This is a genomic window from Salinispora fenicalii, assembly GCF_000514815.1.
Taxonomy (GTDB): Bacteria; Actinomycetota; Actinomycetes; order Mycobacteriales; family Micromonosporaceae; genus Micromonospora; species Micromonospora fenicalii.
Window position 1 is genome coordinate 122,022 of sequence record NZ_AZWQ01000021.1, and the last position, 20,899, is coordinate 142,920.

16 protein-coding genes are annotated in these 20,899 nt (G+C 69.9%); 10 read left to right on the forward strand and 6 right to left on the reverse strand.

Annotated elements, in window-relative coordinates; translation table 11 throughout:
- Positions 1-17 precede the first annotated feature (17 nt).
- Together B116_RS0111600 and B116_RS0111605 are read right to left on the reverse strand one after the other, a co-directional pair.
- Positions 18-899 (reverse strand): glutamate ABC transporter substrate-binding protein, encoded by an 882-nt coding sequence (locus B116_RS0111600; protein ID WP_018724111.1) that lies wholly within the window; start codon positions 897-899, stop codon positions 18-20.
- A 54-nt stretch (positions 900-953) separates the two neighbouring features.
- On the reverse strand, positions 954-1,709 hold the full coding sequence (locus B116_RS0111605; RefSeq protein WP_027660186.1) for an amino acid ABC transporter ATP-binding protein: 756 nt from the start codon (positions 1,707-1,709) through the stop codon (positions 954-956).
- A 369-nt stretch (positions 1,710-2,078) separates the two neighbouring features.
- Here B116_RS0111605 and B116_RS0111610 point away from each other — a divergent pair, with 369 nt between their 5' ends.
- The 3 genes from B116_RS0111610 (at position 2,079) to miaB (ending at position 5,302) form a co-directional block, all read left to right on the forward strand.
- Entirely contained in the window at positions 2,079-2,558 is a 480-nt protein-coding gene (locus tag B116_RS0111610) for a hypothetical protein (protein ID WP_027660187.1), read from the forward strand.
- Between the two features lie 309 nt (positions 2,559-2,867).
- Positions 2,868-3,749, forward strand: a complete 882-nt coding sequence (locus B116_RS0111615; protein ID WP_027660188.1) for an LLM class flavin-dependent oxidoreductase — start codon at positions 2,868-2,870, stop codon at positions 3,747-3,749.
- 53 nt (positions 3,750-3,802) lie between these two features.
- Entirely contained in the window at positions 3,803-5,302 is a 1,500-nt protein-coding gene (gene miaB / locus B116_RS0111620; protein WP_033667589.1) for a tRNA (N6-isopentenyl adenosine(37)-C2)-methylthiotransferase MiaB, read from the forward strand.
- A gap of 109 nt (positions 5,303-5,411) precedes the next feature.
- Here the strand turns inward: miaB and B116_RS0111625 are convergent, their stop codons facing one another.
- Positions 5,412-6,620: a DUF349 domain-containing protein gene (locus B116_RS0111625; protein WP_026322054.1), complete on the reverse strand. Its 1,209-nt coding sequence runs from the start codon at positions 6,618-6,620 to the stop codon at positions 5,412-5,414.
- Positions 6,621-6,887: 267 nt separating this feature from the next.
- Here B116_RS0111625 and B116_RS0111630 point away from each other — a divergent pair, with 267 nt between their 5' ends.
- From B116_RS0111630 to dapF, 3 genes are read left to right on the forward strand one after another with little or no spacing between them, the layout of a single operon-like run.
- The gene (locus tag B116_RS0111630; RefSeq protein ID WP_027660190.1) at positions 6,888-7,754 is read left to right on the forward strand and encodes a class III extradiol dioxygenase subunit B-like domain-containing protein; all 867 of its coding nucleotides are present in this window, start codon (positions 6,888-6,890) and stop codon (positions 7,752-7,754) included.
- Entirely contained in the window at positions 7,727-8,806 is a 1,080-nt protein-coding gene (gene miaA, locus B116_RS0111635; RefSeq protein ID WP_027660191.1) for a tRNA (adenosine(37)-N6)-dimethylallyltransferase MiaA, read from the forward strand. The genes B116_RS0111630 and miaA overlap by 28 nt, the downstream gene beginning before the upstream one ends.
- 7 nt (positions 8,807-8,813) lie before the next feature.
- The gene (gene dapF / locus B116_RS0111640) at positions 8,814-9,656 is read left to right on the forward strand and encodes a diaminopimelate epimerase (protein ID WP_027660192.1); all 843 of its coding nucleotides are present in this window, start codon (positions 8,814-8,816) and stop codon (positions 9,654-9,656) included.
- Between the two features lie 97 nt (positions 9,657-9,753).
- Here the strand turns inward: dapF and B116_RS0111645 are convergent, their stop codons facing one another.
- Entirely contained in the window at positions 9,754-11,004 is a 1,251-nt protein-coding gene (locus B116_RS0111645) for a phosphatase (protein WP_018724102.1), read from the reverse strand.
- A 126-nt stretch (positions 11,005-11,130) separates the two neighbouring features.
- Positions 11,131-12,642 (reverse strand): NAD-dependent malic enzyme, encoded by a 1,512-nt coding sequence (locus B116_RS0111650; protein WP_027660193.1) that lies wholly within the window; start codon positions 12,640-12,642, stop codon positions 11,131-11,133.
- 176 nt (positions 12,643-12,818) lie between these two features.
- On the opposite strand from B116_RS0111650, the gene hflX reads away from it, so the two are divergent.
- Positions 12,819-14,291, forward strand: a complete 1,473-nt coding sequence (hflX, locus tag B116_RS0111655; protein WP_027660194.1) for a GTPase HflX — start codon at positions 12,819-12,821, stop codon at positions 14,289-14,291.
- Positions 14,292-14,339: 48 nt separating this feature from the next.
- Positions 14,340-15,902 (forward strand): SMP-30/gluconolactonase/LRE family protein, encoded by a 1,563-nt coding sequence (locus B116_RS0111660; protein ID WP_027660195.1) that lies wholly within the window; start codon positions 14,340-14,342, stop codon positions 15,900-15,902.
- Positions 15,903-16,014: 112 nt separating this feature from the next.
- Here B116_RS0111660 and lexA read toward each other — a convergent pair whose 3' ends face one another.
- The gene (gene lexA, locus B116_RS0111665; RefSeq protein ID WP_027660196.1) at positions 16,015-16,800 is read right to left on the reverse strand and encodes a transcriptional repressor LexA; all 786 of its coding nucleotides are present in this window, start codon (positions 16,798-16,800) and stop codon (positions 16,015-16,017) included.
- Between the two features lie 570 nt (positions 16,801-17,370).
- Here lexA and nrdR point away from each other — a divergent pair.
- On the forward strand, positions 17,371-17,835 hold the full coding sequence (gene nrdR / locus B116_RS0111670) for a transcriptional regulator NrdR (protein ID WP_018724097.1): 465 nt from the start codon (positions 17,371-17,373) through the stop codon (positions 17,833-17,835).
- Positions 17,836-18,004: 169 nt separating this feature from the next.
- Positions 18,005-20,896, forward strand: a complete 2,892-nt coding sequence (locus B116_RS0111675; protein WP_018724096.1) for a vitamin B12-dependent ribonucleotide reductase — start codon at positions 18,005-18,007, stop codon at positions 20,894-20,896.
- The last annotated feature ends 3 nt before the right edge of the window (positions 20,897-20,899 follow it).

The window sequence follows — 20,899 nt, forward strand, 5'->3', positions numbered from 1 at the left end:
GATCAGCCCGGGTCAGCTCAGTAGCGGTCGATGGTCGGCGGCGTGCCGAGCTCGGCACCGAACGTGCCGGCGGTGTCGTCCCAGGCCTGCTGCCAGCTGCCGTCGGCGAACGCCGCTTCCAGCACGTCGTTGACGAAGTCGCGGAACTCGGTGTCGTCCTTCTGCACCCCGATGCCGTAGGGCTCCTTGGTGAAGTTCTCGCCGGCCAGCTTGAAGGATTCCTCGTCCTTGGCGATGTAGCCGAGCAGGATCACGTTGTCCGTGGTGACCGCGTCGACCTGGCCGCCCTGGAGCGCGTCGCGGCACTTGTCGTACGTGTCGAAGAGGACTAGCTGGGAGCCGACGTCCTTGACGTACTGCTTGATCTCCTCGGCCGGAGTCGATCCGGTTACCGAGCAGACCTTCTTGGTGCCGTCGGAGAACGAGTCCGGCCCGGTGATCGAGGTGTCGTCCTTCTTCACCATGATGTTCTGGCCGGCCTCGTAGTACGGCCCGGCGAAGGCGATGCGCTCCTTGCGCTTGGGGTTGATCGTGTAGGTCGCGGCGACAAGGTCGACGGTCTCGTTGACGATCACGTCCTCACGAACCTTCGAGGGGGCCTCGACCCACTCGATCTTGTCCTCGGGGATACCCAGCTCCGAGGCGATGATCTTCGCGATCTCGACGTCGAAGCCTTCCGGCTGGCCGGACAGGCCCTTGAGGCCGAAGCCCGGCTGGTCGAACTTGGTGCCGATGGTGATCGCCTGGGCCTCGTTCAGGCGCTCCATGGTGCTGCCGGCGGCGAAGGACTTGTCGCTGCCGCCGCTGCCGGTCTCCTCGCCAGCGTCGTCACCACATGCGGTCAGGCCGAGTGCCAGTGCGGCGACCGCGGTGAGCACCGCCGCGCGCTTGGTACGCATATCTGTCTCCTTTTCGACGGGGCGGGCCGGGGGCGGCACGCCCACAACGGACGCCTAGTGCGTGAGGATCTTGGAAAGGAAGTCCTTGGCCCGCTCGCTGCGCGGGTTGGCGAAGAACTCCGTCGGGGGTGCGTCTTCGACGAGTTGGCCGTCGGCCATGAAGACCACCCGGTTGGCCGCGTGGCGGGCGAAGCCCATCTCGTGGGTGACCACGACCATCGTCATGCCCTCGCGGGCCAGGGAGGTCATCACGTCCAGCACCTCGCCGACCATCTCCGGGTCCAGGGCGCTGGTCGGCTCGTCGAAGAGCATCGCCTTGGGCTGCATCGCCAACGCCCGGGCGATCGCCACCCGCTGCTGCTGACCGCCGGAGAGCTGGGCCGGGAACTTGTCGGCCTGGTTGGCGATGCCGACCCGGTCCAGCAGGGCCAAGCCGCGTTCGCGGGCCGCCGCCGGCTTCTCCCGGCGGACCTTGATCGGCCCGAGGGTCACGTTCTGCAGGATGGTCTTGTGCGCGAAGAGGTTGAACGACTGGAACACCATCCCGACCTCGCTGCGCAGCTTGGCCAGGGCGCGGCCCTCGGCCGGCAGCGGCTGACCGTCGAAGGTGATGCTGCCGGAGGTGATCGGCTCCAGCCGGTTGATGGTGCGGCAGAGCGTCGACTTGCCGGAGCCGGACGGTCCGATCACCACGACGACCTCGCCGCGCCCGACCGACAGCGAGACGTTGTCCAGTACGTGCAGCGGCCCGAACCACTTGTTGACCGATTCCAGCACGATGAGCGGTTCGCTCGTCGTCACGTCGTCCACCGTCCCTGTCGTCACGGGTGGGAGGCCGATTGACCTCCGGTTGGCAAACTCTAGGCGGGGAGATGTGGCGTGGGGTGGCTCAGATGGTCACGGAGCAGTAACACCATTCCGCGATGAGCTGGGGAGGCGGCTTTCTGGCCGCTCGGTGGGCCTCACGGGGTCGGGTTTACTCCGTGTCGTACGGCGGAGGGCCGCCCTATACCCGATAAAGTGTCATCTTCCCGCTGGTTACCGCACCATCACTCGAGGGAATTTTGCCCGGAATGGTCACAGACCGGTAACTTGCCCCCGGCTGGGGCTAAATGCCCCCCACCATCGTCAGTAAGGCCCGATCCGGGGCCGGTGAGACGATCGCAGCGAGGAGGCGGCATGACCGAGCTGTGGAACTGGAGAATTGACCAGGTACGGCCGGCCGAGGTCTGGCCGGCGCTGGCCGAGGCGCTTGGCCGGGTGGTGATGCCGCTGGCCGTCGCCGACCCGGCGCGCCTGCCGAGATACGCCGTGGTCTGCGACATCTGGCAGGCGCCGGGAGAGTTCGCCACCATCGTCGACTGCTACGGCGTGCCGGACACCCTGGCCGAGTTGCCCAGCATCGCGACCCTGGCTCGCCTGCTGAACCGCAACTGCGTGCTGCGCGACGACACCCTCGACGAGACCCGGCACCTGCTGGTGGCCCCGGACGGGACGATCCGCCCGGTGCACTTCGACGTCCGGGAGACCGACGACGGCGAGGTGCTCAGCCACCAACGACTCTGCACCGAAGCCAACCCTGGCTGTCGCGGTTGGTCCCGGTGCCACCGCTCCCGTTGGGCCCCCGACTCGGTGCTGCCCGCCCTCGCCGCAGCCTGACCTGCGCGAAGAGCGAAGTGTCCGGGCGCCATTCGGATCGTTAACCATCGACGTGCGCCAGCCGGCACCAGCGACCATGATCGAAATGTCGGCGCAGTAGGTTGGTCAGGTCCTGATGGTCGGTAGGTGCGGGCCTTATGCGATCGCCGTCTTTGGATTGCCTACCCACGGAGGTGGGACACATCGCTAGGCTGGCTTCGTGCAGCTACCGCAGCTCGCGAGCCGTACCGGTCAGGCCCAGCTGAGCCGGTGGGCCAGCTTGACGGCGCCGGCCCGGACGTCGAGGACCTTCCGGTCCGGTGGTTGATCATGCGGGTTGGAGTGCTCATTCTGCCGTCCGCTTCCTGGACGCAGGCTCAGGAGATGTGGCGAACCGTGGACGAGATGGGGTTCGCGCATGCCTGGACGAACGATCACATCGCCTGGCAGGACAGGGTCGGGAAAGAGTGGTATTCGGCCGTCCCGACACTGGCCGCCGGGGCGGTCGTCACCCGTCGGATCCAGTTCGGCACTCTCGTCTCGTCGCCGAACCTCCGCCACCCAGTGCCGTACGCCAAGGAGGTCGTCACCCTCAACGACCTCAGCGGCGGGCGCTTCATCCTCGGCATCGGTGCCGGTGGGAGTGGAATCGACGCGATCAGCCTCGGCCAGGAGCAGGAGTGGACCGCCAACGAACGCGCCGAGCGGTTCGCCGAGTTCGTGGAGTTGATGGCCAGGCTGCTGTCCAACCCCGTCACCGATGCCGACGGCAAGTACTACCGGGCGCGGCAGGCACCCATCATGCCGGTGGACACCCCGCCCGTACCCATACCGCTGGCGATCGCCGCCTACGGTCCCCGGGGCATGGCCCTCGCCGCGCGTCACGGCGAGATCTGGGTGACCAATGGCCGGTCCCCGCGCAACGGGGTCGTTGCCCCGGTGGCCCGACCCGACGACGTCGCGGGACAGGTACGTCAGCTGGTCAACATCTGCGATGCTGCCGATCGTGACCCGGCAACCCTGCGTCGGCTGTTGATGTACGTGAACCGGGAGCCGCCGGCACTCGCCTCCCTGGACGTGTTTCGGGAGACCGTCGACACGTACCGCCGGGTGGGAATCACCGACCTGGTCGTGCCGTTCCCTGGGCTGGCGCCCTTCGAAACGAGCATGGAGGTGCTCGAACAGGTGGCCGGGATTCTGCCCGAGCTGTGAGGTGGTAGCTCGATTCCGATCCATCCGGTCAGCCCGGATAGGCTGTCGTGGTCATGACTACCGCAGCGGCGAGCAGCCCCCGCACCTACCAGGTGCGCACCTACGGCTGCCAGATGAACGTGCACGACTCCGAGCGCATCTCCGGCCTCCTCGAGCAGGCCGGCTACCTGCGGGCCGGGGCCGCCGACGACAGCCCGGACGTGGTTGTCTTCAACACCTGCGCCGTGCGGGAGAACGCCGACAACCGGCTCTACGGCAACCTCGGTCAGCTGCGTCCCCGCAAGGACCAGCACCCGGAGATGCAGATCGCGGTGGGCGGCTGCCTGGCGCAGAAGGACCGCAGCGAGATCGTCCGCCGGGCGCCCTGGGTGGACGTGGTCTTCGGCACGCACAACATCGGGTCGCTGCCGGTGCTGCTGGAGCGGGCCCGGCACAACGCCGCCGCCGAGGTGGAGATCCTGGAGTCCCTCGAGGTCTTCCCGAGCACCCTGCCGACCCGGCGGGAGTCAACCTACGCCGGCTGGGTGTCGATCTCAGTGGGCTGTAACAACACCTGCACGTTCTGCATCGTGCCGGCGCTGCGCGGCAAGGAAAAGGACCGCCGCCCCGGCGACATCCTCTCCGAAGTGCGCGCCCTGGTCGACGAGGGTGTGTTGGAGGTGACCCTGCTCGGGCAGAACGTCAACTCCTACGGCATCGAGTTCGGCGACCGGTACGCCTTCGGTAAGCTGCTGCGCGCCTGCGGCGACATCGACGGTCTGGAGCGGGTGCGGTTCACCAGCCCGCACCCGAAGGACTTCACCGACGACGTGATCGCCGCGATGGCCGAGACACCGAACGTCTGCCCCTCGCTGCACATGCCGCTGCAGTCCGGCTCCGACGACGTGCTGCGGGCCATGCGACGCTCGTACCGGTCGGAGCGGTTCCTGGGCATCATCGAGAAGGTGCGGGCGGCGATGCCGGACGCGGCGATCACCACGGACATCATCGTCGGCTTCCCCGGCGAGACCGAGGCCGACTTCGAACGCACCCTCGATGTGGTCCGCGCGGCGCGGTTCTCCTCGGCATTCACCTTCCAGTACTCCAAGCGCCCCGGTACCCCCGCCGCGACCATGGCCGACCAGCTACCGAAAGCGGTGGTGCAGGAGCGCTACGAGCGGCTGATCGACTGCGTCGAGGAGATCACCTGGGCGGAGAACCGGCGGCTGCTGGGGAAGACCGTGGAGGTGCTGGTGGCCGTCGGCGAGGGGCGCAAGGACGAGCGCACCGGCCGGCTGTCCGGGCGGGCCCGCGACGGCCGACTGGTGCACTTCGACGCCGGCAGCCTCGCCGGGCAGATCCGTCCAGGGGACATCGTGCAGACCGTCGTCACCTACGCCGCCCCACACCACCTCAACGCTGACGGTGAGCCGCTGGCACACCGGCGCACCCGGGCCGGCGACGCGGCCGAGGCGGGGCACCGACCCCGTACCGCCGGGGTGTCGCTCGGGCTGCCCACGGTCGGCGCTCCGCCGCCGACGCCCCCCGCGGCCTCGTCGGCCTGCCCCTGCTGACATCGGGGCTGACGCTGTGCGGTTGACCCCTGAGCCTGCCGCAACGCGGGGCTGAACACGTCGGGGCCCCGGTTCACGAGGAACCGGGGCCCCGGGGCGGCCTAACGGATCAGCTGGACTGCTCGGCCAGGCTGAGGAACTGACGCTTGGAACCGAGGGCCTGCTCGGCGTCGCGGACCCGCCGGGCGTCCCCGGCGGCCTTCGCCCGGGCCAGCCGCTCCTCGGCCTCGGCGACCTGCGCCCGCATCTGCGCAAGCAGGGGGTTGTCCTGGGGGGAGGTGCGTCGCCACGCGGAGTCCATCACCTCGCGGACCTTGTCGTCGACCGCGCGCAGTCGACGCTCCAGGCCCCCCGCGGCCTCCCGGGGCACCCGCCCAGCCTCGTGCCACTGCGCCTGGATCTCCCGGAGCTTCGCCTGCGCGCCCTTCGGGTCGCCGTCGACATCCAGGGCCTCGGCCTCCGCCAGGAGCGCCTGCTTGCGCTCCAGGTTGGCGCGCTGCTCGTTGTCCCGGGCGGAGAAGACCTCGCTGCGCCGGGTGAAGAACGCGTCCTGCGCGGCCCGGAACTTCTCCCAGAGCCGCTGCTCGGCCTCCTTCGAGGCTCGGGGCGCGACGCGCCACTGGTTCATCAGCTCCTTGAGCTGGCCGGCAGTGTGGGCCCACTCGGTCGAATCCTGAAGCTTCTCGGCCTCGACGACCAACTCCTCCTTGATCGTCTGCGCCTGCTTCCGCTGCGCGTCCAGCGAGGCGAAGTGGGCGCCCCGGCGGCGGGTGAAGCCGTCCCGGGCCGCCGCGAACCGCTTCCACAGCTCACCGTCGGTCTTCCGGTCCACCCCGCGGATCGACTTCCACTCCCCGAGGATCTCCTTGAGCCGGTCGCCGGCGGTCTTCCAGCCGGTCGATTCGGCGGCCAGCTTCTCTGCCTCCTCAACCAGCGCGGTCTTGCGGGCGAGGGCTTCGCTGCGGGCGGCGTCGCGGGCGGCCCGAGCCTCGGTGGCCTTCTCCTCCGCGAGGGTGGCGAGCCGGTCCAACCGGTTGGCGAGGCCGTCGATGTCGCCGACGACGTGCGCCTCGGCCAGCGAGGCGCGCAGTCGGCGGATTGTGCTGAGCGAGTGGTTCGCATCAGCCGCGCCCGAGTTGAGTCTGGCCTCGGTCAGCTCCACCTCGGTGATCAGATCGGCGAACCGGCGGGCGAAGTGCGCCAGCCCCTCCTCTGGTGCACCCGCCTGCCAGGAACCGACTACCCGCTCGCCCTCAGCGGTTTTCACGTAGACGGTGCCGTCTGCGTCCACCCGTCCGAAGGCAGTCCAGTCGCTCATGTTGCCCATCCTCGTTCTCCCGGCGTCACGGGTCAGTCCCGCGCGCCGCCACGGCGCAGCCCAACGTTCTCCACGGCATTGTCACAGGTGCGCCCCCGCCTCCGTCGAGCGCCTATCGCCGACCGTGACCATACGGTGTCCTAGCGCCCCGGTGGGCCGCATGGGGCGAGTGTCGGAACCTCCATTTGGGTGTACTCGTCGGTAGCCGGAATTCCGATGTTCGGCCGCGGGAAGGCGCGCGGCGGTGCCTCCGGACCAGCCGCTACCGTGGCCCTCGTGCCCCTGGTCGCCGCCGCCGTCTGTCCGCACCCGCCGCTGCTCGTTCCCGAGGTGGCGGGCGCCGCGTCCACCGAGTTGGACGAGCTGCGTACCGCTTGCGATGTGGCCGTGGCCCGACTGCTCGCCGCCGAGCCGGACCGGATCGTGGTGATCGGGTGCGGGCCGTCGACTATGACCTTCAGCGCCGCGGAGCAAGGCTCGTTCCATCGGTACGGGATCCACCGGCGGGTGCCGCTGTCGCCGACCAACGCCGCGGACCGTGCCGACAACGCTGCGGTCGGGCCGGCGCGCCTGCCGCTGAGTGTGACGATCGGGGCGTGGCTACTCGGTCGCGCCGGCACGGCGCTGCCCCGTTCCGCGATGGCGGTCGCCGCCGACGAGCCCGCCGCCCGCTGCGCCACCCTCGGCGCGGGCCTGCTCAACCCAGACCTGTTCGATCCGGACCTGTTCCACGCGGGCCTGTTCGATCCGGACCTGCTCAACGCGGGCCTACTCGGTTCAGTGACCGGGAACGCGTCGGAGGGCGGTACGTCCACTCGGCTCGGACTGCTCGTCCTAGGTGATGGGTCGGCCTGCCGGGTGGAGCGGTCGCCCGGCTATGACGATCCGCGCGCCGAGCCGTTCGACCAGGCGGTGACGCGGGCACTGGCCGATGCGGACACCCGTGCCCTCGGTGCGTTGGACGCGGAGCTGTCGGCGGGGCTGAAGGCCACTGGCCGCGCGCCCTGGCAGGTCCTGGCCGGCGCGGTTCGGGCGGCTGGGGGTGCTTGGCGTGGTGAGCTGGCCTACGCCGCGGCCCCCTACGGCGTGACCTACCTCGTCGCTTCCTGGGCGCCGTCGGGAGCGGCCCGGTGAGCGCCGCCGGCGTGGCTGAGGGCGCTCGCCCGGAGGAGGCCGTGGTGCCGGCTGAGGGCGCCCGCCCGGAGGTGGCCGCCGGCGCGGCTGACGGTGCCCCTCTGGCGGCGGACGGGGTGCCGGCTGACGGTGACCCGCCGGTGGCGGGCACGGTGGTGGGCGTGGTCGGTCCGACCGCGGCCGGCAAGTCGGCGTTGAGCATCGCCCTCGCCCATGCCCTCGACGGCGAGGTGGTCAATGCCGACTCGATGCAGCTCTACCGGGGCATGGATATCGGCACCGCCAAGCTGACCATCGGCGAGCGTGCGGGCGTGCCGCACCACCTGCTGGACATCTGGCCGGTGACCGAGCCGGCCAGCGTCGCCGAGTACCAGCGGCTCGCCCGCGCGGCGATTGACGACATCCTGGCCCGGGGGCGGGTGCCGCTGCTGGTCGGCGGTTCGGGCCTCTACCTTCGCGCCGTGCTGGAACGCTTCGAGTTCCCCGGCACTGATCCGGTGCTCCGGCAACGGTTGGAGGCGGAGCTGGCGCAGGCCGGCCCGGCCGCCCTGCATGAGCGACTGCGCGCGGTTGACCCGGACGCGGCGGCGAACATTCTGCCGGGCAACGGTCGGCGGATCGTCCGGGCGTTGGAGGTGATCGAGCTGACCGGCGCGCCCTTCGCCGCCGCGCTGCCCGACCCCAGACCGTACTACCGGTCGGTCCAGGTCGGTGTTGACCTGGACACCACTCAGCTCGACGAGCGGATCGCGCTGCGGGTGGACCGGATGTGGGCCGACGGCCTGGTCGCCGAGACCCGGGTGCTGGCCGACCAGGGTTTGGCCGCCGGGCGTACGGCCAGCCGTGCCCTCGGCTACCAGCAGGTCCTGCGGTTCCTGGCCGGAGAGCTGACCGAGGCCGAGGCGTACCAGGAGACGATCCGCGCCACCCGCCGGTTTGTCCGTCGCCAGCGGTCCTGGTTCCGCCGGGATCCGCGGATCACCTGGCTCGATTCGGCCGGAGCCGGGCTGGTGGCAGAGGCGCTGCGAGTGGTCCGGCCCGCTGCGCGATGATGGGGCCGTGGAGTTCACCAAGGGGCATGGCACCGGCAATGACTTCGTGATCCTGCCCGATCCCGACGGCACCCTCGAGCTGACCCCGGACTTGGTCGCGGCCTTGTGCGACCGGCGGCAGGGGGTCGGTGGGGATGGCGTGCTGCGGGTGGTCCGTGCAGCGCGGCACCCCGCCGGGGTGGCCCTCGCCGGTGCGGCCGAATGGTTCATGGACTACTGGAACTCCGACGGCTCCGTGGCCGAGATGTGTGGCAACGGCGCCCGGGTCTTCGTCCGCTACCTGCTGGAGACCGGGCTGGCTGTGCCGTCGGACGCGGCGCTGCCGGTGGCCACCCGGGCCGGCCTGGTGTGGGCGCGGGTCGAGGGGGAGGAACTGGCGGTCGAGATGCGGCGGCCCCAGTTGGCCGGCACGTCGTTCGCAGTGCTCGGCGGGCTGGCCCTGCCCGGCACGGCGGTTGATGTCGGCAACCCGCACCTGGTCTGCCCGGTGCCGGCTGGGCTGGAGCTGGCGGCTCTCGACCTGTCCCGGGCCCCTGAGTTCGACCCGGTGATCTTCCCGGCCGGGGTCAATGTCGAGTTCATCACCCTCGGGGACCCGACGGAGGGCACCGATGGCCACGTTCGGATGCGGGTCTACGAGCGGGGTAGCGCGGAGACCCGCTCCTGCGGCACCGGTGCGTGTGCGGTAGCCGCGGTCGTCCTGCGGGACACGGGCCGGGACACCGGTGTGGTCGCCGTGGATGTGCCCGGCGGTCGTCTGGTGGTGACCCAGACCGCCCAGGGCTGCTGGTTGGCGGGGCCCGCCGTACTGGTGGCGAGCGGCGAGGTTGCGGTCGGGGCGCTGGTCTGACCACCCGGCGTGGCCCGACCCGTTCGGGCGGGTGGTTGAGTGGTGCGCCAGACGCCATGGCCGTGAGCGTCGGCCCACGAACTACCGCTATGGGCCGTTACCCGGTGTGGCGTAGCTCCGCGAGGAGTTGCTCCACCCGGTATCGGATCTCATCACGGATCGGGCGGATCGCCTCGACGCCCAAGCCGGCGGGGTCGTTGAGATCCCAATTCTCGTGGCGCCCGGCTGGAAAGTCGGGAAGATCACTGCGGCATCCGATGGTGATGATGACGTCAGCGGACGCCACGGTCGCGGGCCGCAGTAGCGTCGGCACCTGATCGGTGATGTCGATGCCGACCTCCCACATGGCGACCGCGGCGGCGGGGTCGACCTGGTGGGCGGGGGCGGAGCCGGCGGAGCGCACCTCGACGGTGTCGCCGGCGAGCCGGCGTAGCCAACCGGCGGCCAGCTGCGAGCCGCCAGCGTCGTGGCGGCAGACAAACAGCACAGTGGGTTTGTCGGCCGCGGTGGATTCGGAGGAAGCAGCCCCGAGGTGCTCCTCGTCGATCTGGTGTGAGCTGGGCGGCGGGCTGACCGTGCAGCGGCGGCGGTCCGCTTGACGGGTCGGTGGCGCTTGGCTTCCCGTCGCTGCCGGCTCCGCGGGGACGACGACCTGGTCGGCCGCGGCGCCGGCGTCGGGGTAGAGGGCGATGAGCAGGACGACGCCGAGGGCGAGTCCGGCCAACTGGGCCAGGATGAAGCCGGGCACCGAGGTGGGGGCGATGCCAGCGAAGGTGTCGGAGAACGCCCGGCCGATAGTGACCGCGGGATTGGCGAAGGAGGTCGACGAGGTGAACCAGGAGGCGGCCCCGATGTAGGCGCCGACGGCGGCCGGGGCGACCGAGGCACGCCCGGACCGGGCGAGGGCGAAGATCAGTAGGACCAGCCCGGAGGTGGCGACAATCTCGCCGACCCAGAGGTGCCAGGCGGCCCGCTCCCGGCCGGCGAAGTCGATCACGGCGAGGTCGAACATCAGATGTGCCAACACCGCACCGGCGATCCCGCCGAGGATCTGGGCCGCTCCGTAGGCACCCAGGGAGCCGGCGGTCAGACCGGTGCCGGCACGCCGCCCGAGGAACCAGTCGGCGGCGGAGACGACCGGGTTGAAGTGGGCCCCGGAGACCGGTCCGAAGATCAGGATCAGCGTGCCGAGGGTGAAGGCGGTGGTGATCGAGTTTGCCAGCAGCTGAAGGCCGACCTCGTCGGGGGCGAGGGTGGTGGCCATGATTCCGGAGCTGACCACGGCGGTGACCAGCAGGGCGGTGCCGGTGAACTCAGCCAGCAGGCGTCGCCAAAGTGTGCCGGTCATCGCTTGGTATCCCACCATCTGCGGTCGCCGAGGATCGGCGAGATGCGGTTACCAGCTGTGGTGCTGCCCAAACTACGCCCGGACCACCTGCTGGTCGAGGTGATCCGGGTGCGGTGGGTGCGGACCCTAGGGGGTGGCGCTCGCGTTGGCGGCGATCTCGGGCAGGTCGGCCGGGCCCGGGTCGGCGGCGGGCGGTGGGGTGGTCGCCGGGTTCTGCGCGGCGGCGCGGACTGCCGCGGCGACGGCCGGAGCCACCCGGGAGTCGAAGACGCTGGGGACGATGACCGTTGGGTTGATCTTCTCCTCGCCGACGACATCGGCGATGGCCTGGGCCGCGGCGATCGCCATCTCCTCCGTGAAGCCCTCGGCGTGCGCGTCCAGCATCCCCCGGAAGACACCGGGGAAGGCCAGCACGTTATTGATCTGGTTGGGCTGGTCGGAGCGGCCGGTGGCGACCACGGCGGCGTGCTTGCGTGCCTCCCGCGGGTCAACCTCCGGGTCCGGGTTCGCCAGCGCGAAGACGATCGCGTCCTTGGCCATGGCGGCGATGTCGTCTCCGGTGAGCAGGTTGGGGGCGCTCACGCCGATGAAGACGTCCGCGTCCCGTACCGCCCCGGCCAGGTCGCCGGAGTAGCTATCCCGGTTCGTGTGCTCGGCCAGCCACTGCCAGGCCGGGTTCAGTCCGGTCATGCCACGGTGCAGCGCACCCTGCCGGTCGTACGCGATGATGTCGCCCACGCCCTGGCGCAGCAGCAGCTTCATGATCGCGGTGCCGGCGGCCCCCGCGCCGGAGACCACCACCCGCACCTGCGCCAGCTCCTTACCGACGACGCGGAGCGCGTTGGTCAGCGCGGCCAGCACGCAGATCGCGGTGCCGTGTTGGTCGTCGTGGAAGACCGGAATGTCCAGCGCCGCGCGCAGCTGTGCCTCGATCTCGAAGCAGCGCGGCGCCGCGATGTCCTCCAGGTTGATCCCGCCGTACGCGGGTGCGATCGCCTTGACGATCGACACGATCTCGTCGGTGTCCTGGGTGTCGAGCACCACGGGCCAGGCGTCCACCCCGCCGAAGCGCTTGAACAGTGCCGCCTTGCCCTCCATCACCGGCAACGATGCCGCTGGCCCCAGGTTGCCCAGGCCGAGCACGGCGGAGCCGTCGCTGACGACCGCCACCGTATTGCGTTTGATGGTCAGGCGCCGCGCGTCCGCCGGGTTCTCCGCGATCGCCTGGCAGACCCGGGCCACCCCCGGGGTGTACGCCCGGGACAGCTCGTCTCGGGTGCGCAGCGCGACCTTCGGGCTGACCTCGATCTTGCCGCCGAGGTGCAGCAGGAATGTGCGGTCGGAGACCTTACGCACGTTGACCCCGTCGAGCGCGGTGAGCGCGTCAACCACCTGGTCGGCGTGGTTCGCGTCGGCAGTGTCGCAGGTCAGGTCGACGGTGACGTGGGTGTGGTCGGAGTCGACCACGTCGAGCGCGGTGACGATTGCCCCGGCCTCGCCGACCGTGGTGGTCAACCGCCCGATGGAGGAGGCATCCGCGGTTACTGCGACCCGGACCGTGATCGAGAATCCGGCACTCGGCAGTCGGGTGGTGGCCACACAGTTCCTTCCGATGATGCTGAACGACTCGCCCCGCATTTCTACTCGCCCCCGGCTACCGCGCCGCATCCGACCCCGTTACCAGCCGGTAGCCCGGGCATATTGCCGATGCGGGTGGCGTTGTCACATGTCAGGATTGCTAGGAGCCGGCCGCAATTTCCCGGCAGCACGGCGGGCAAACAGCCGGCCGGCAGCAAACAGACAGGAGGCGCGGTTTGCGAGAGCAGGAGACCTTCCTTCCCGACGAGGGCGACGAGTTCGACGCCACCACCGGTGAATTCGAGCTGTCGGAGCGGCAGGCGCTGCGGCGGGTCCCCGGCCTCTCCACCGAGCTGACCGACATCACCGAGGTTGAGTACCGCCAGCTCCGACTGGAGCGGGTCGTCCTGGTCGGGGTATGGACCGAGGGCTCGCAGCAGGACGCCGAGAATTCCCTCACGGAACTGGCGGCGCTGGCCGAGACGGCCGGCTCGCAGGTGCTTGAGGGGCTGATCCAGCGCCGGCAACGGCCCGACCCGGCCACCTACGTTGGCCGCGGCAAGGTGGATGACCTGGGGGCGGCCGTGCTCTCCAGCGGCGCCGACACGGTGATTTGCGACGGGGAGCTCTCCCCGTCCCAGCTGCGCAACCTGGAGCAACGCACCAAGGTGAAGGTCGTCGATCGCACCGCCCTCATTCTGGATATCTTCGCGCAGCACGCGAAGAGCCGGGAGGGTAAGGCGCAGGTCGAGTTGGCCCAGCTGGAGTACCTGCTACCCCGGCTGCGGGGTTGGGGTGAAACCCTTTCCCGGCAGAGCGGTGGATCCGGCCGCGGCGGTGGTGCCGGCGGCGGCGTGGGCCTGCGTGGCCCGGGTGAAACCAAGTTGGAGACCGATCGACGGCGGATCCGGCATCGCATCGCCCGGCTGCGCCGGGAGATCAAAGCCATGCGCACGGTACGTCAGACCAAGCGTGCCCGTCGCTATCGCAACGAGGTGCCGGCGGTGGCCATTGCGGGCTACACGAACGCCGGCAAGTCCAGCCTGCTGAACCAGCTGACCGGGGCCGGCGTGCTGGTGGAGAACGCCCTCTTCGCCACGCTGGACCCGACGATCCGGAAGGCGATCACCTCCGACGGGCGTCACTTCACCTTCTCCGACACGGTGGGCTTCGTCCGGCATCTGCCGCACCAGATCGTCGAGGCGTTCCGCTCCACCCTTGAGGAGGTGGCGGAGGCCGACCTGGTAGTACACGTCGTTGACGGCACGCACCCGGACCCGGAAGAGCAGGTTCGTGCCGTCCGTGCCGTGCTCGCCGAGGTGGGCGCCGACCAGCTGCCGGAGCTGCTGGTCGTCAACAAGGTCGACGCGGCTGGCGAGGAGACCCTGCTCCGGCTCAAGCGACTCTGGCCGGAGGCGGTCCTTGTCTCCGCGCACTCCGGGTACGGCATTGACGATCTGCGCCGCTCGGTCGAGGCCCGGCTTCCCCGTCCGGCCGTGGAGGTCCGCGCGGTCCTGCCGTACGAGCGGGGTGACCTGGTGGCCCGGGCGCACCAGCAGGGCGAGGTGCTCAGTACGGCGCACCTGCCCGAGGGCACCCTGCTGCAGGCCCGGGTCGGTGCGGCGCTCGCCGCCGAGTTGGCGCCCTTCCAGTCGACCGAGGTGACCGGTCCGGAGCCGGCGACGGTGGGCTCCGGGGTGCGTTCGTAGCCGTTCAGGGTGGGCGGTGATGATCCGCTGCCATGCGACACTAGGTGGATGCGTCGCTTTCTCGCCCTGATCACGGGTGCCCTCAGCCTGCTGGGGGCAGCCGTGGTAGCCATCGGTGTAGTCCTGGTCGTGGTGCCGTCGCCGGCTGCGGCGGAGGGGCAGAAGCGTTGCACCGTCACCGACGATCGGCTGCGAGAGTTGTCCGGGCTGGTGGCCACCGAGACCGGTTACATCGTGGTCAACGACAGCACCGACGTGGAGAGCCACAGGCGGGTCTTCTTCCTGGACGCCGACTGCGAGATCACCGGGGATCCGGTCCGCTACTCCGTCGGCGGTCCCCTCGACACCGAGGATCTGGCGTTGTCGCCAGACGGAAAGACCCTCTGGGTCGCCGACACCGGCGACAACGTGACCAGCAGTAGCCGCCGGGAGCGGGTGGCGGTGTGGAGCATGCCGGTGAGCGGTGACGAAAGGCTGACGCTGCACCGCCTCGCGTACCCAGACGACGAGCCGCGGGACGCCGAGGCTCTGGTCATCGACGATGACGGCGTCCCCGTGATCATTACCAAGGTCGCCGCCGGCAAGGCCGAGATCTTCACCGTTGATGGGGAACTACCCAGCGGCGACACCGAACCGGGCAAGATGAAGAAGCTCGGCGAGGTGGAGCTACCGACGACCGAGACCGAGAACCCGCTCGGGGTGCTCGGACGCACGGCGATCACCGGAGCTGCCCGTTCCCCGGATGGCGCTCGGGTGGTGCTGCGTACCTACGCGGACGCCTTCGAGTACGACGTCGTTGACGGCGACCTCGTGACGGCGCTGACGACGACGGAACCGCGGGTGACTCCGCTCGAGGATCCGTTTGGTGAGGCGATCACCTACACCCCGGACGGCAAGACCTTTCTGACCGTCTCCGACGCCGGCCAGCTCGACGACGGCGAGCCGGTCGACGTCTTGTCGTACGCGCCGACGGCGAAGACGGAGCCAGCCCCGAACGCCGACGGATCGGAGGAGTCAGCGGCTTCCTGGTTCGACAGCCTCTCCCTGCAGGAGGTCGCGTACCTGGTTATCGCCGCCGTGGGCCTGCTCGGTGTGGGACTGGTCGGGGCGGGCGTGACTGGCGTCGTGCGGGCCCGGCGGCGACCGGCCGAGGCTACGGGCGCCAGCAGGCCAGCCGATGACAACGGTTCCCGCGGCCCCACCGAGCGTCCCCGCGGCGCTGTTTACGGCGGTGCGCCGGCCGCCGGGGTGCGCCGGGAGCCCGGTCGGGCGGTAGCCCCGACCGACCAAGGTGGGTTTGGCGGTGGCCGTCCGGCGGAGGGGGGTAGTCCCGCTGCTGGTGTCTACGGCAGGCGGCCCGCCGATGGTGCTGGTGGGCCCCGTCCCGCTGCGGGCGCCGGTGGCGGTCGCGCGGCCGGCGGGGGGCGTGGCGGCGGTGTGTATGGCGGGGAAGCCGGTGGCGGCGTGTACGGCGGTGGTCGTGCCCAGCCACCGCGCCGCGACGGCGGTGCGGCTCCGCGCGATGGTCAGCGCCGCGAGTCCGGATCCGGCCCCAGCGGGCCCGTGTCGGAGTCGGGCGGTGGACGCGGCCACTACGGCGGCCGCTACTGATCCGGCCAGCCACTACATGGGCCGCTACTAATCCGGCCGCTGTTACCGGTCCGGCCGCTGCTACGGCGGCCGGCACTACCGGTCCGGCCGCTGCTACGGCGGCCGGCACTGGTCAGATCCGTCGGAGCACCGTGACGACCCGCCCCATGATGGTGGCGTCGTCGCCCAGGATCGGGTCGAAGGCCGGGTTCTGCGGCATCAGCCAGACGTGTCCGTCCCGCCGCCGGTAGGTCTTCACCGTCGCCTCGCCGTCGAGCATGGCGGCCACGATGTCGCCGGATTCGGCGGTGGGTTGCTGCCGGACGACTACCCAGTCGCCGTCGCAGATCGCCGCGTCCAGCATCGAGTCGCCCTTGACCTGGAGCATGAAGACCTCTCCCTCGCCGACCAACTCGCGGGGGAGCGGGAAGATGTCTTCGATGGCCTGCTCGGCGAGGATCGGACCACCGGCAGCGATCCGGCCCAGCATCGGCACATAGGCCGGGACTGGTCGCTGTGCGAGTGCCGCCTCATCATCGAGAGCATCGCCGGGGGGCCGGACGTCAACCGCGCGCGGCCGGTTTGGGTCGCGGCGCAGAAAGCCCTTCTTCTCCAGTTCTTTGAGCTGGTAGGCAACGCTGGACGGTGACACCAGCCCGACCGCCTCGCCGATCTCGCGCACGCTCGGCGGGTAGCCGTGTCGCTCGACCCAGGTGCGAATGAAATCCAGGATTCGCCGTTGTCGAGCGGTTAGTTCAACGGTTTCCGGTTCCGGGAACGCGCTGACGACGGGGGTGACCGGGCGCACAGCGGGCGAACCGGTGCGGCCCCGCGCGGCACGTCGACGGCGGGTGCTCGCCGTGCCCGCCTCGGTAATCTGCTGCGGGCTCTTCGGCCGGTTGGTCCGCTCCTCGGTCACGTCCGTCCTCCCTGGTCGGCGCTTGGGTGCCCCGTCGTTCGTGGTGTTGGCTCGCGGCGGAAGCCCGTCATGAGCCGGTCGTCCCTGACCGTATAGGCGAGATCAGCCTTCTTCAAACATCTGTACGACCTTGGCCGGCGTGTCGGGGTGGTTCTCGCCTGGGTCGCACTCCTGTTCTGGTAAATAGTACGACGGATCGTACTTGTGTTCTAATTCTGGGCTTGCGGGATGGTTGGCCGGAGTAGCCCGTAGCGATTCGGGGGTGCGGAGGGTTGGAGTTCTCGGTGGCGTTTGGGACCGGCCAGGCGGGCCACGTAGGTGGGGTGAGCCAGGTCGCTTGGTGACGCGCCGGACAGGCTCGCCAACTTGACCTCAGTTCCCGGGCGGCATACGGTCGACCCCTAGATGTAGTAGTCATTGGGCAATAGTTGCCTATAGGTTGGGTTCGACTACGGACCGCACTTCATCCGCCAGCACGGCGAAGACCGTCGAAAGGACGGCTCCGCCGTGGTGACGCGTGTCCGGGTGCGGCCCGGTTCGGCCCATGGCCGATGAAGGAGGTCGGGCTCCATGCGGTGTCCGTATTGCCGGCACCCCGACTCCCGGGTCGTCGACTCGCGGGAAGCCGACGACGGCCAGCTGATCCGGCGCCGGCGGTCCTGCCCAGAGTGTGGCAAACGGTTCACCACGGTGGAGGAGGCGGTCCTCGCGGTCGTCAAACGCAGCGGGGTCACCGAACCCTTCAGTCGTACGAAGATCATCGGCGGGGTGCGCAAGGCGTGCCAGGGCCGTCCAGTTGACGACGACTCCATTGCCCTGCTGGCGCAGAAGGTCGAGGAGACCGTACGGGCTAAGGGCGCTGCCGAGCTTCCCAGCCATGAGGTCGGGCTGGCCATCCTGGGGCCGCTGCGGGACCTGGACGAGGTGGCCTACCTCCGCTTTGCCAGCGTCTACCGGTCGTTCGAGTCGCTGGCCGACTTCGAGCGAGAGATCGAGACGCTGCGGACCGCGGCGCAGGTCCGCGAGGGAGGCTGAGGCGGTCGGGGCAGCCGGCCCACCAGACAGGACCGCGCGTGAGGCGCGGACGGGTTTGACGGTTAGACCGCGCGTGAGGCGCGGACGGGTTTGACGGTTAGACCGCGCGTGAGGCGCGGACAGGTTTGACGGTAAGGCCGCGTGCAGGACGCGGACGAGGGGCGATGAGATGCCGGGGGACGGTGTGACAACGAGCAAGTCACGGAGCAAGGCGGGAGCGGGTCTGAAGGTCGAGCGGGTGTGGACCACTGAGGGAGTCCACCCGTACGACGAGGTGACCTGGGAGCGTCGGGACGTCGTGATGACGAACTGGCGGGACGGCTCGATCAACTTCGAGCAGCGCGGCGTGGAGTTCCCACAGGAGTGGAGCGTCAACGCGGCCAACATCGTGACCACCAAGTACTTCCGGGGTGCGGTGGGGACCCCGGAGCGGGAGTGGTCGCTTCGGCAGTTGATCGACCGGGTGGTGGCCACCTACCGCACCGCCGGTGAGGAGTACGGCTACTTCGCCACCCGGGCCGACGCCGAGATCTTCGCCCACGAGCTGACCTGGATGCTGCTGCACCAGGTGTTCAGCTTCAACTCGCCGGTCTGGTTCAACGTCGGCACGTCCTCCCCGCAGCAGGTCAGCGCGTGCTTCATCCTCTCCGTTGACGACTCGATGGACTCCATCCTGGACTGGTACAAGGAGGAGGGGCTGATCTTCAAGGGCGGCTCCGGCTCCGGGGTCAACCTCTCCCGGATCCGCTCCTCGAAGGAGTTGCTCTCCTCCGGCGGCACCGCCTCCGGCCCGGTCAGCTTCATGCGCGGCGCCGACGCCTCGGCCGGCACCATCAAGTCCGGCGGCGCGACCCGGCGGGCGGCCAAGATGGTCATTCTCGACGTCGACCACCCGGACATCGAGGAGTTCGTGGTCACCAAGGCGCGCGAGGAGGACAAGGTCCGTGCCCTGCGCGACGCCGGATTCGACATGGACCTGGGCGGCGCGGACATCGTCAGCGTGCAGTACCAGAACGCCAACAACTCGGTCCGGGTCAGCGACGAGTTCATGACCGCGGTGCAGGACGGCGGCACCTTCGACCTGCGTGGCCGCCTCGACGGTACGGTGATCGACACGATCGACGCGAAGCCGCTGTTCCGGACCATCTCCCAGGCGGCCTGGGAGTGCGCCGACCCCGGGCTCCAGTACGACGACACCATCAACGACTGGCACACCTGCCCGGAGACCGGGCGGATCACCGCATCGAACCCCTGCTCGGAGTACCTGCACCTGGACAACTCCTCGTGCAACCTGGCCTCGCTCAACCTGATGCGGTTCCTCCGCGCCGACGGCGGCTTCGAGGTGGAGAAGTTTGTCCGTTCGGTCGAGTTGGTCATCACCGCGATGGACATCTCGATCTGCTTCGCCGACTTCCCCACCGAGAAGATCGGCGAGACCACGCGGGCGTACCGGCAGCTCGGCATCGGGTACGCCAACCTCGGTGCGCTGCTGATGGCCTCCGGCCTGCCGTACGGCTCGGACCAGGGTCGCACGCTGGCCGCGGCGATCACCTCGCTGATGACCGGCACCGCGTACCGGCGCTCCGCCGAGCTGGCCGGCATCGTCGGCGCGTACGACGGCTACGCCCGGAACGCCGAACCGCACAAGCGGGTCATGCGCAAGCACGCTGCCGCGAACGACGAGATCAAGCCCACCGGTGCCGTCGCCACGGCGGTGCAGCGGGAGGCCACCCGGCAGTGGACCCTCGGCAACAAGGTCGGCGACCGGAACGGCTGGCGTAACTCGCAGGCCAGCGTCCTGGCGCCCACCGGCACCATCGGCCTGATGATGGACTGCGACACCACCGGCGTCGAGCCGGACCTGGCGTTGGTCAAGTTCAAGAAGCTGGTCGGTGGCGGCTCGATGCAGATCGTCAACCAGACCGTGCCGCGCGCCCTGCGCACCCTCGGCTACCCGGAGGAGCAGGTCGAGGCGATCGTCGAGCACATCGCCGAGCACGGCCACGTGGTGGACGCCCCGGGTCTCAAGCCGGAGCACTACCCGGTCTTCGACTGCGCGATGGGCGAGCGGTCCATCGCCCCGATGGGCCACGTGCGGATGATGGCGGCTGTCCAGCCGTTCATCTCCGGCGCCATTTCCAAGACGGTCAACATGCCGGAGCAGGCCACCGTCGAGGACGTCGAGAAGATCTATTTCGAGGGCTGGCGGCTCGGCCTCAAGGCGCTGGCGATCTACCGCGACAACTGCAAGGTCGGCCAGCCGCTGTCGGTGGCGAAGAAGGAGAAGGCCGCCACCCCCGCCCCGGTGGAGGCGGCGCCGGCCGCGGTCGAGAAGGTCGTGGAGAAGGTCATCGAGTACCGGCCGGTGCGGAAGCGGCTGCCGAAGAAGCGTCCATCAGAGACGATCTCCTTCTCGGTCGGCGGGGCGGAGGGCTACCTCACCTCGTCGTCCTACCCGGACGACGGCCTCGGTGAGGTCTTCCTCAAGATGTCGAAGCAGGGCTCGACGCTGGCCGGCGTGATGGATGCCTTTTCGGTGGCCATCTCCATCGGTCTCCAGCACGGCGTCCCGCTGGAGACGTACGTCAGCAAGTTCACCAACATGCGCTTCGAGCCGGCCGGCATGACCGACGACCCGGACGTGCGGATGGCGGCCTCGGTGATGGACTACATCTTCCGGCGCCTGGCTCTGGACTTCCTGCCGTACGAGCGCCGCGCGGAGTTGGGCATCTTCACCGCCAAGGAGCGGGCCGCCCAGCTCGCGGCCGAGGCGGAGGCGGAGGCGAACACGGCGGACCTCACCGCGATGGCTTCCTCCGCCCCGGTCGAGACCCGGCCGGAGGAGCCGAAGGTCGGCCCGATCGCCCAGCCGGCTCAGGAACTGGCCGACGTCGCGGCGGCACAGCCGGCGCCCTCGGTGGGGTCGAGCACCGAGCTGCTGGAAGCGGTGATCGGTAAGGCTGCCGACGCGCCGCTCTGCTTCACCTGCGGTACGAAGATGCGCCCGGCGGGCAGCTGCTACGTCTGCGAGGGCTGCGGATCCACCAGCGGTTGTAGCTGACGT

Bases quoted from the DNA above. Each gene is read 5' to 3' on its own strand.
- B116_RS0111600 (WP_018724111.1), bottom strand. From the start codon at position 899: ATGCGTACCAAGCGCGCGGCGGTGCTCACCGCGGTCGCCGCACTGGCA.
- B116_RS0111610 (WP_027660187.1), top strand. From the start codon at position 2,079: ATGACCGAGCTGTGGAACTGGAGAATTGACCAGGTACGGCCGGCCGAG.
- B116_RS0111615 (WP_027660188.1), top strand. From the start codon at position 2,868: ATGCGGGTTGGAGTGCTCATTCTGCCGTCCGCTTCCTGGACGCAGGCT.
- miaB (WP_033667589.1), top strand. From the start codon at position 3,803: ATGACTACCGCAGCGGCGAGCAGCCCCCGCACCTACCAGGTGCGCACC.
- B116_RS0111625 (WP_026322054.1), bottom strand. From the start codon at position 6,620: ATGAGCGACTGGACTGCCTTCGGACGGGTGGACGCAGACGGCACCGTC.
- B116_RS0111645 (WP_018724102.1), bottom strand. From the start codon at position 11,004: ATGACCGGCACACTTTGGCGACGCCTGCTGGCTGAGTTCACCGGCACC.
- B116_RS0111650 (WP_027660193.1), bottom strand. From the start codon at position 12,642: ATGCGGGGCGAGTCGTTCAGCATCATCGGAAGGAACTGTGTGGCCACC.
- B116_RS0111660 (WP_027660195.1), top strand. From the start codon at position 14,340: ATGCGTCGCTTTCTCGCCCTGATCACGGGTGCCCTCAGCCTGCTGGGG.
- nrdR (WP_018724097.1), top strand. From the start codon at position 17,371: ATGCGGTGTCCGTATTGCCGGCACCCCGACTCCCGGGTCGTCGACTCG.
- B116_RS0111675 (WP_018724096.1), top strand. From the start codon at position 18,005: ATGCCGGGGGACGGTGTGACAACGAGCAAGTCACGGAGCAAGGCGGGA.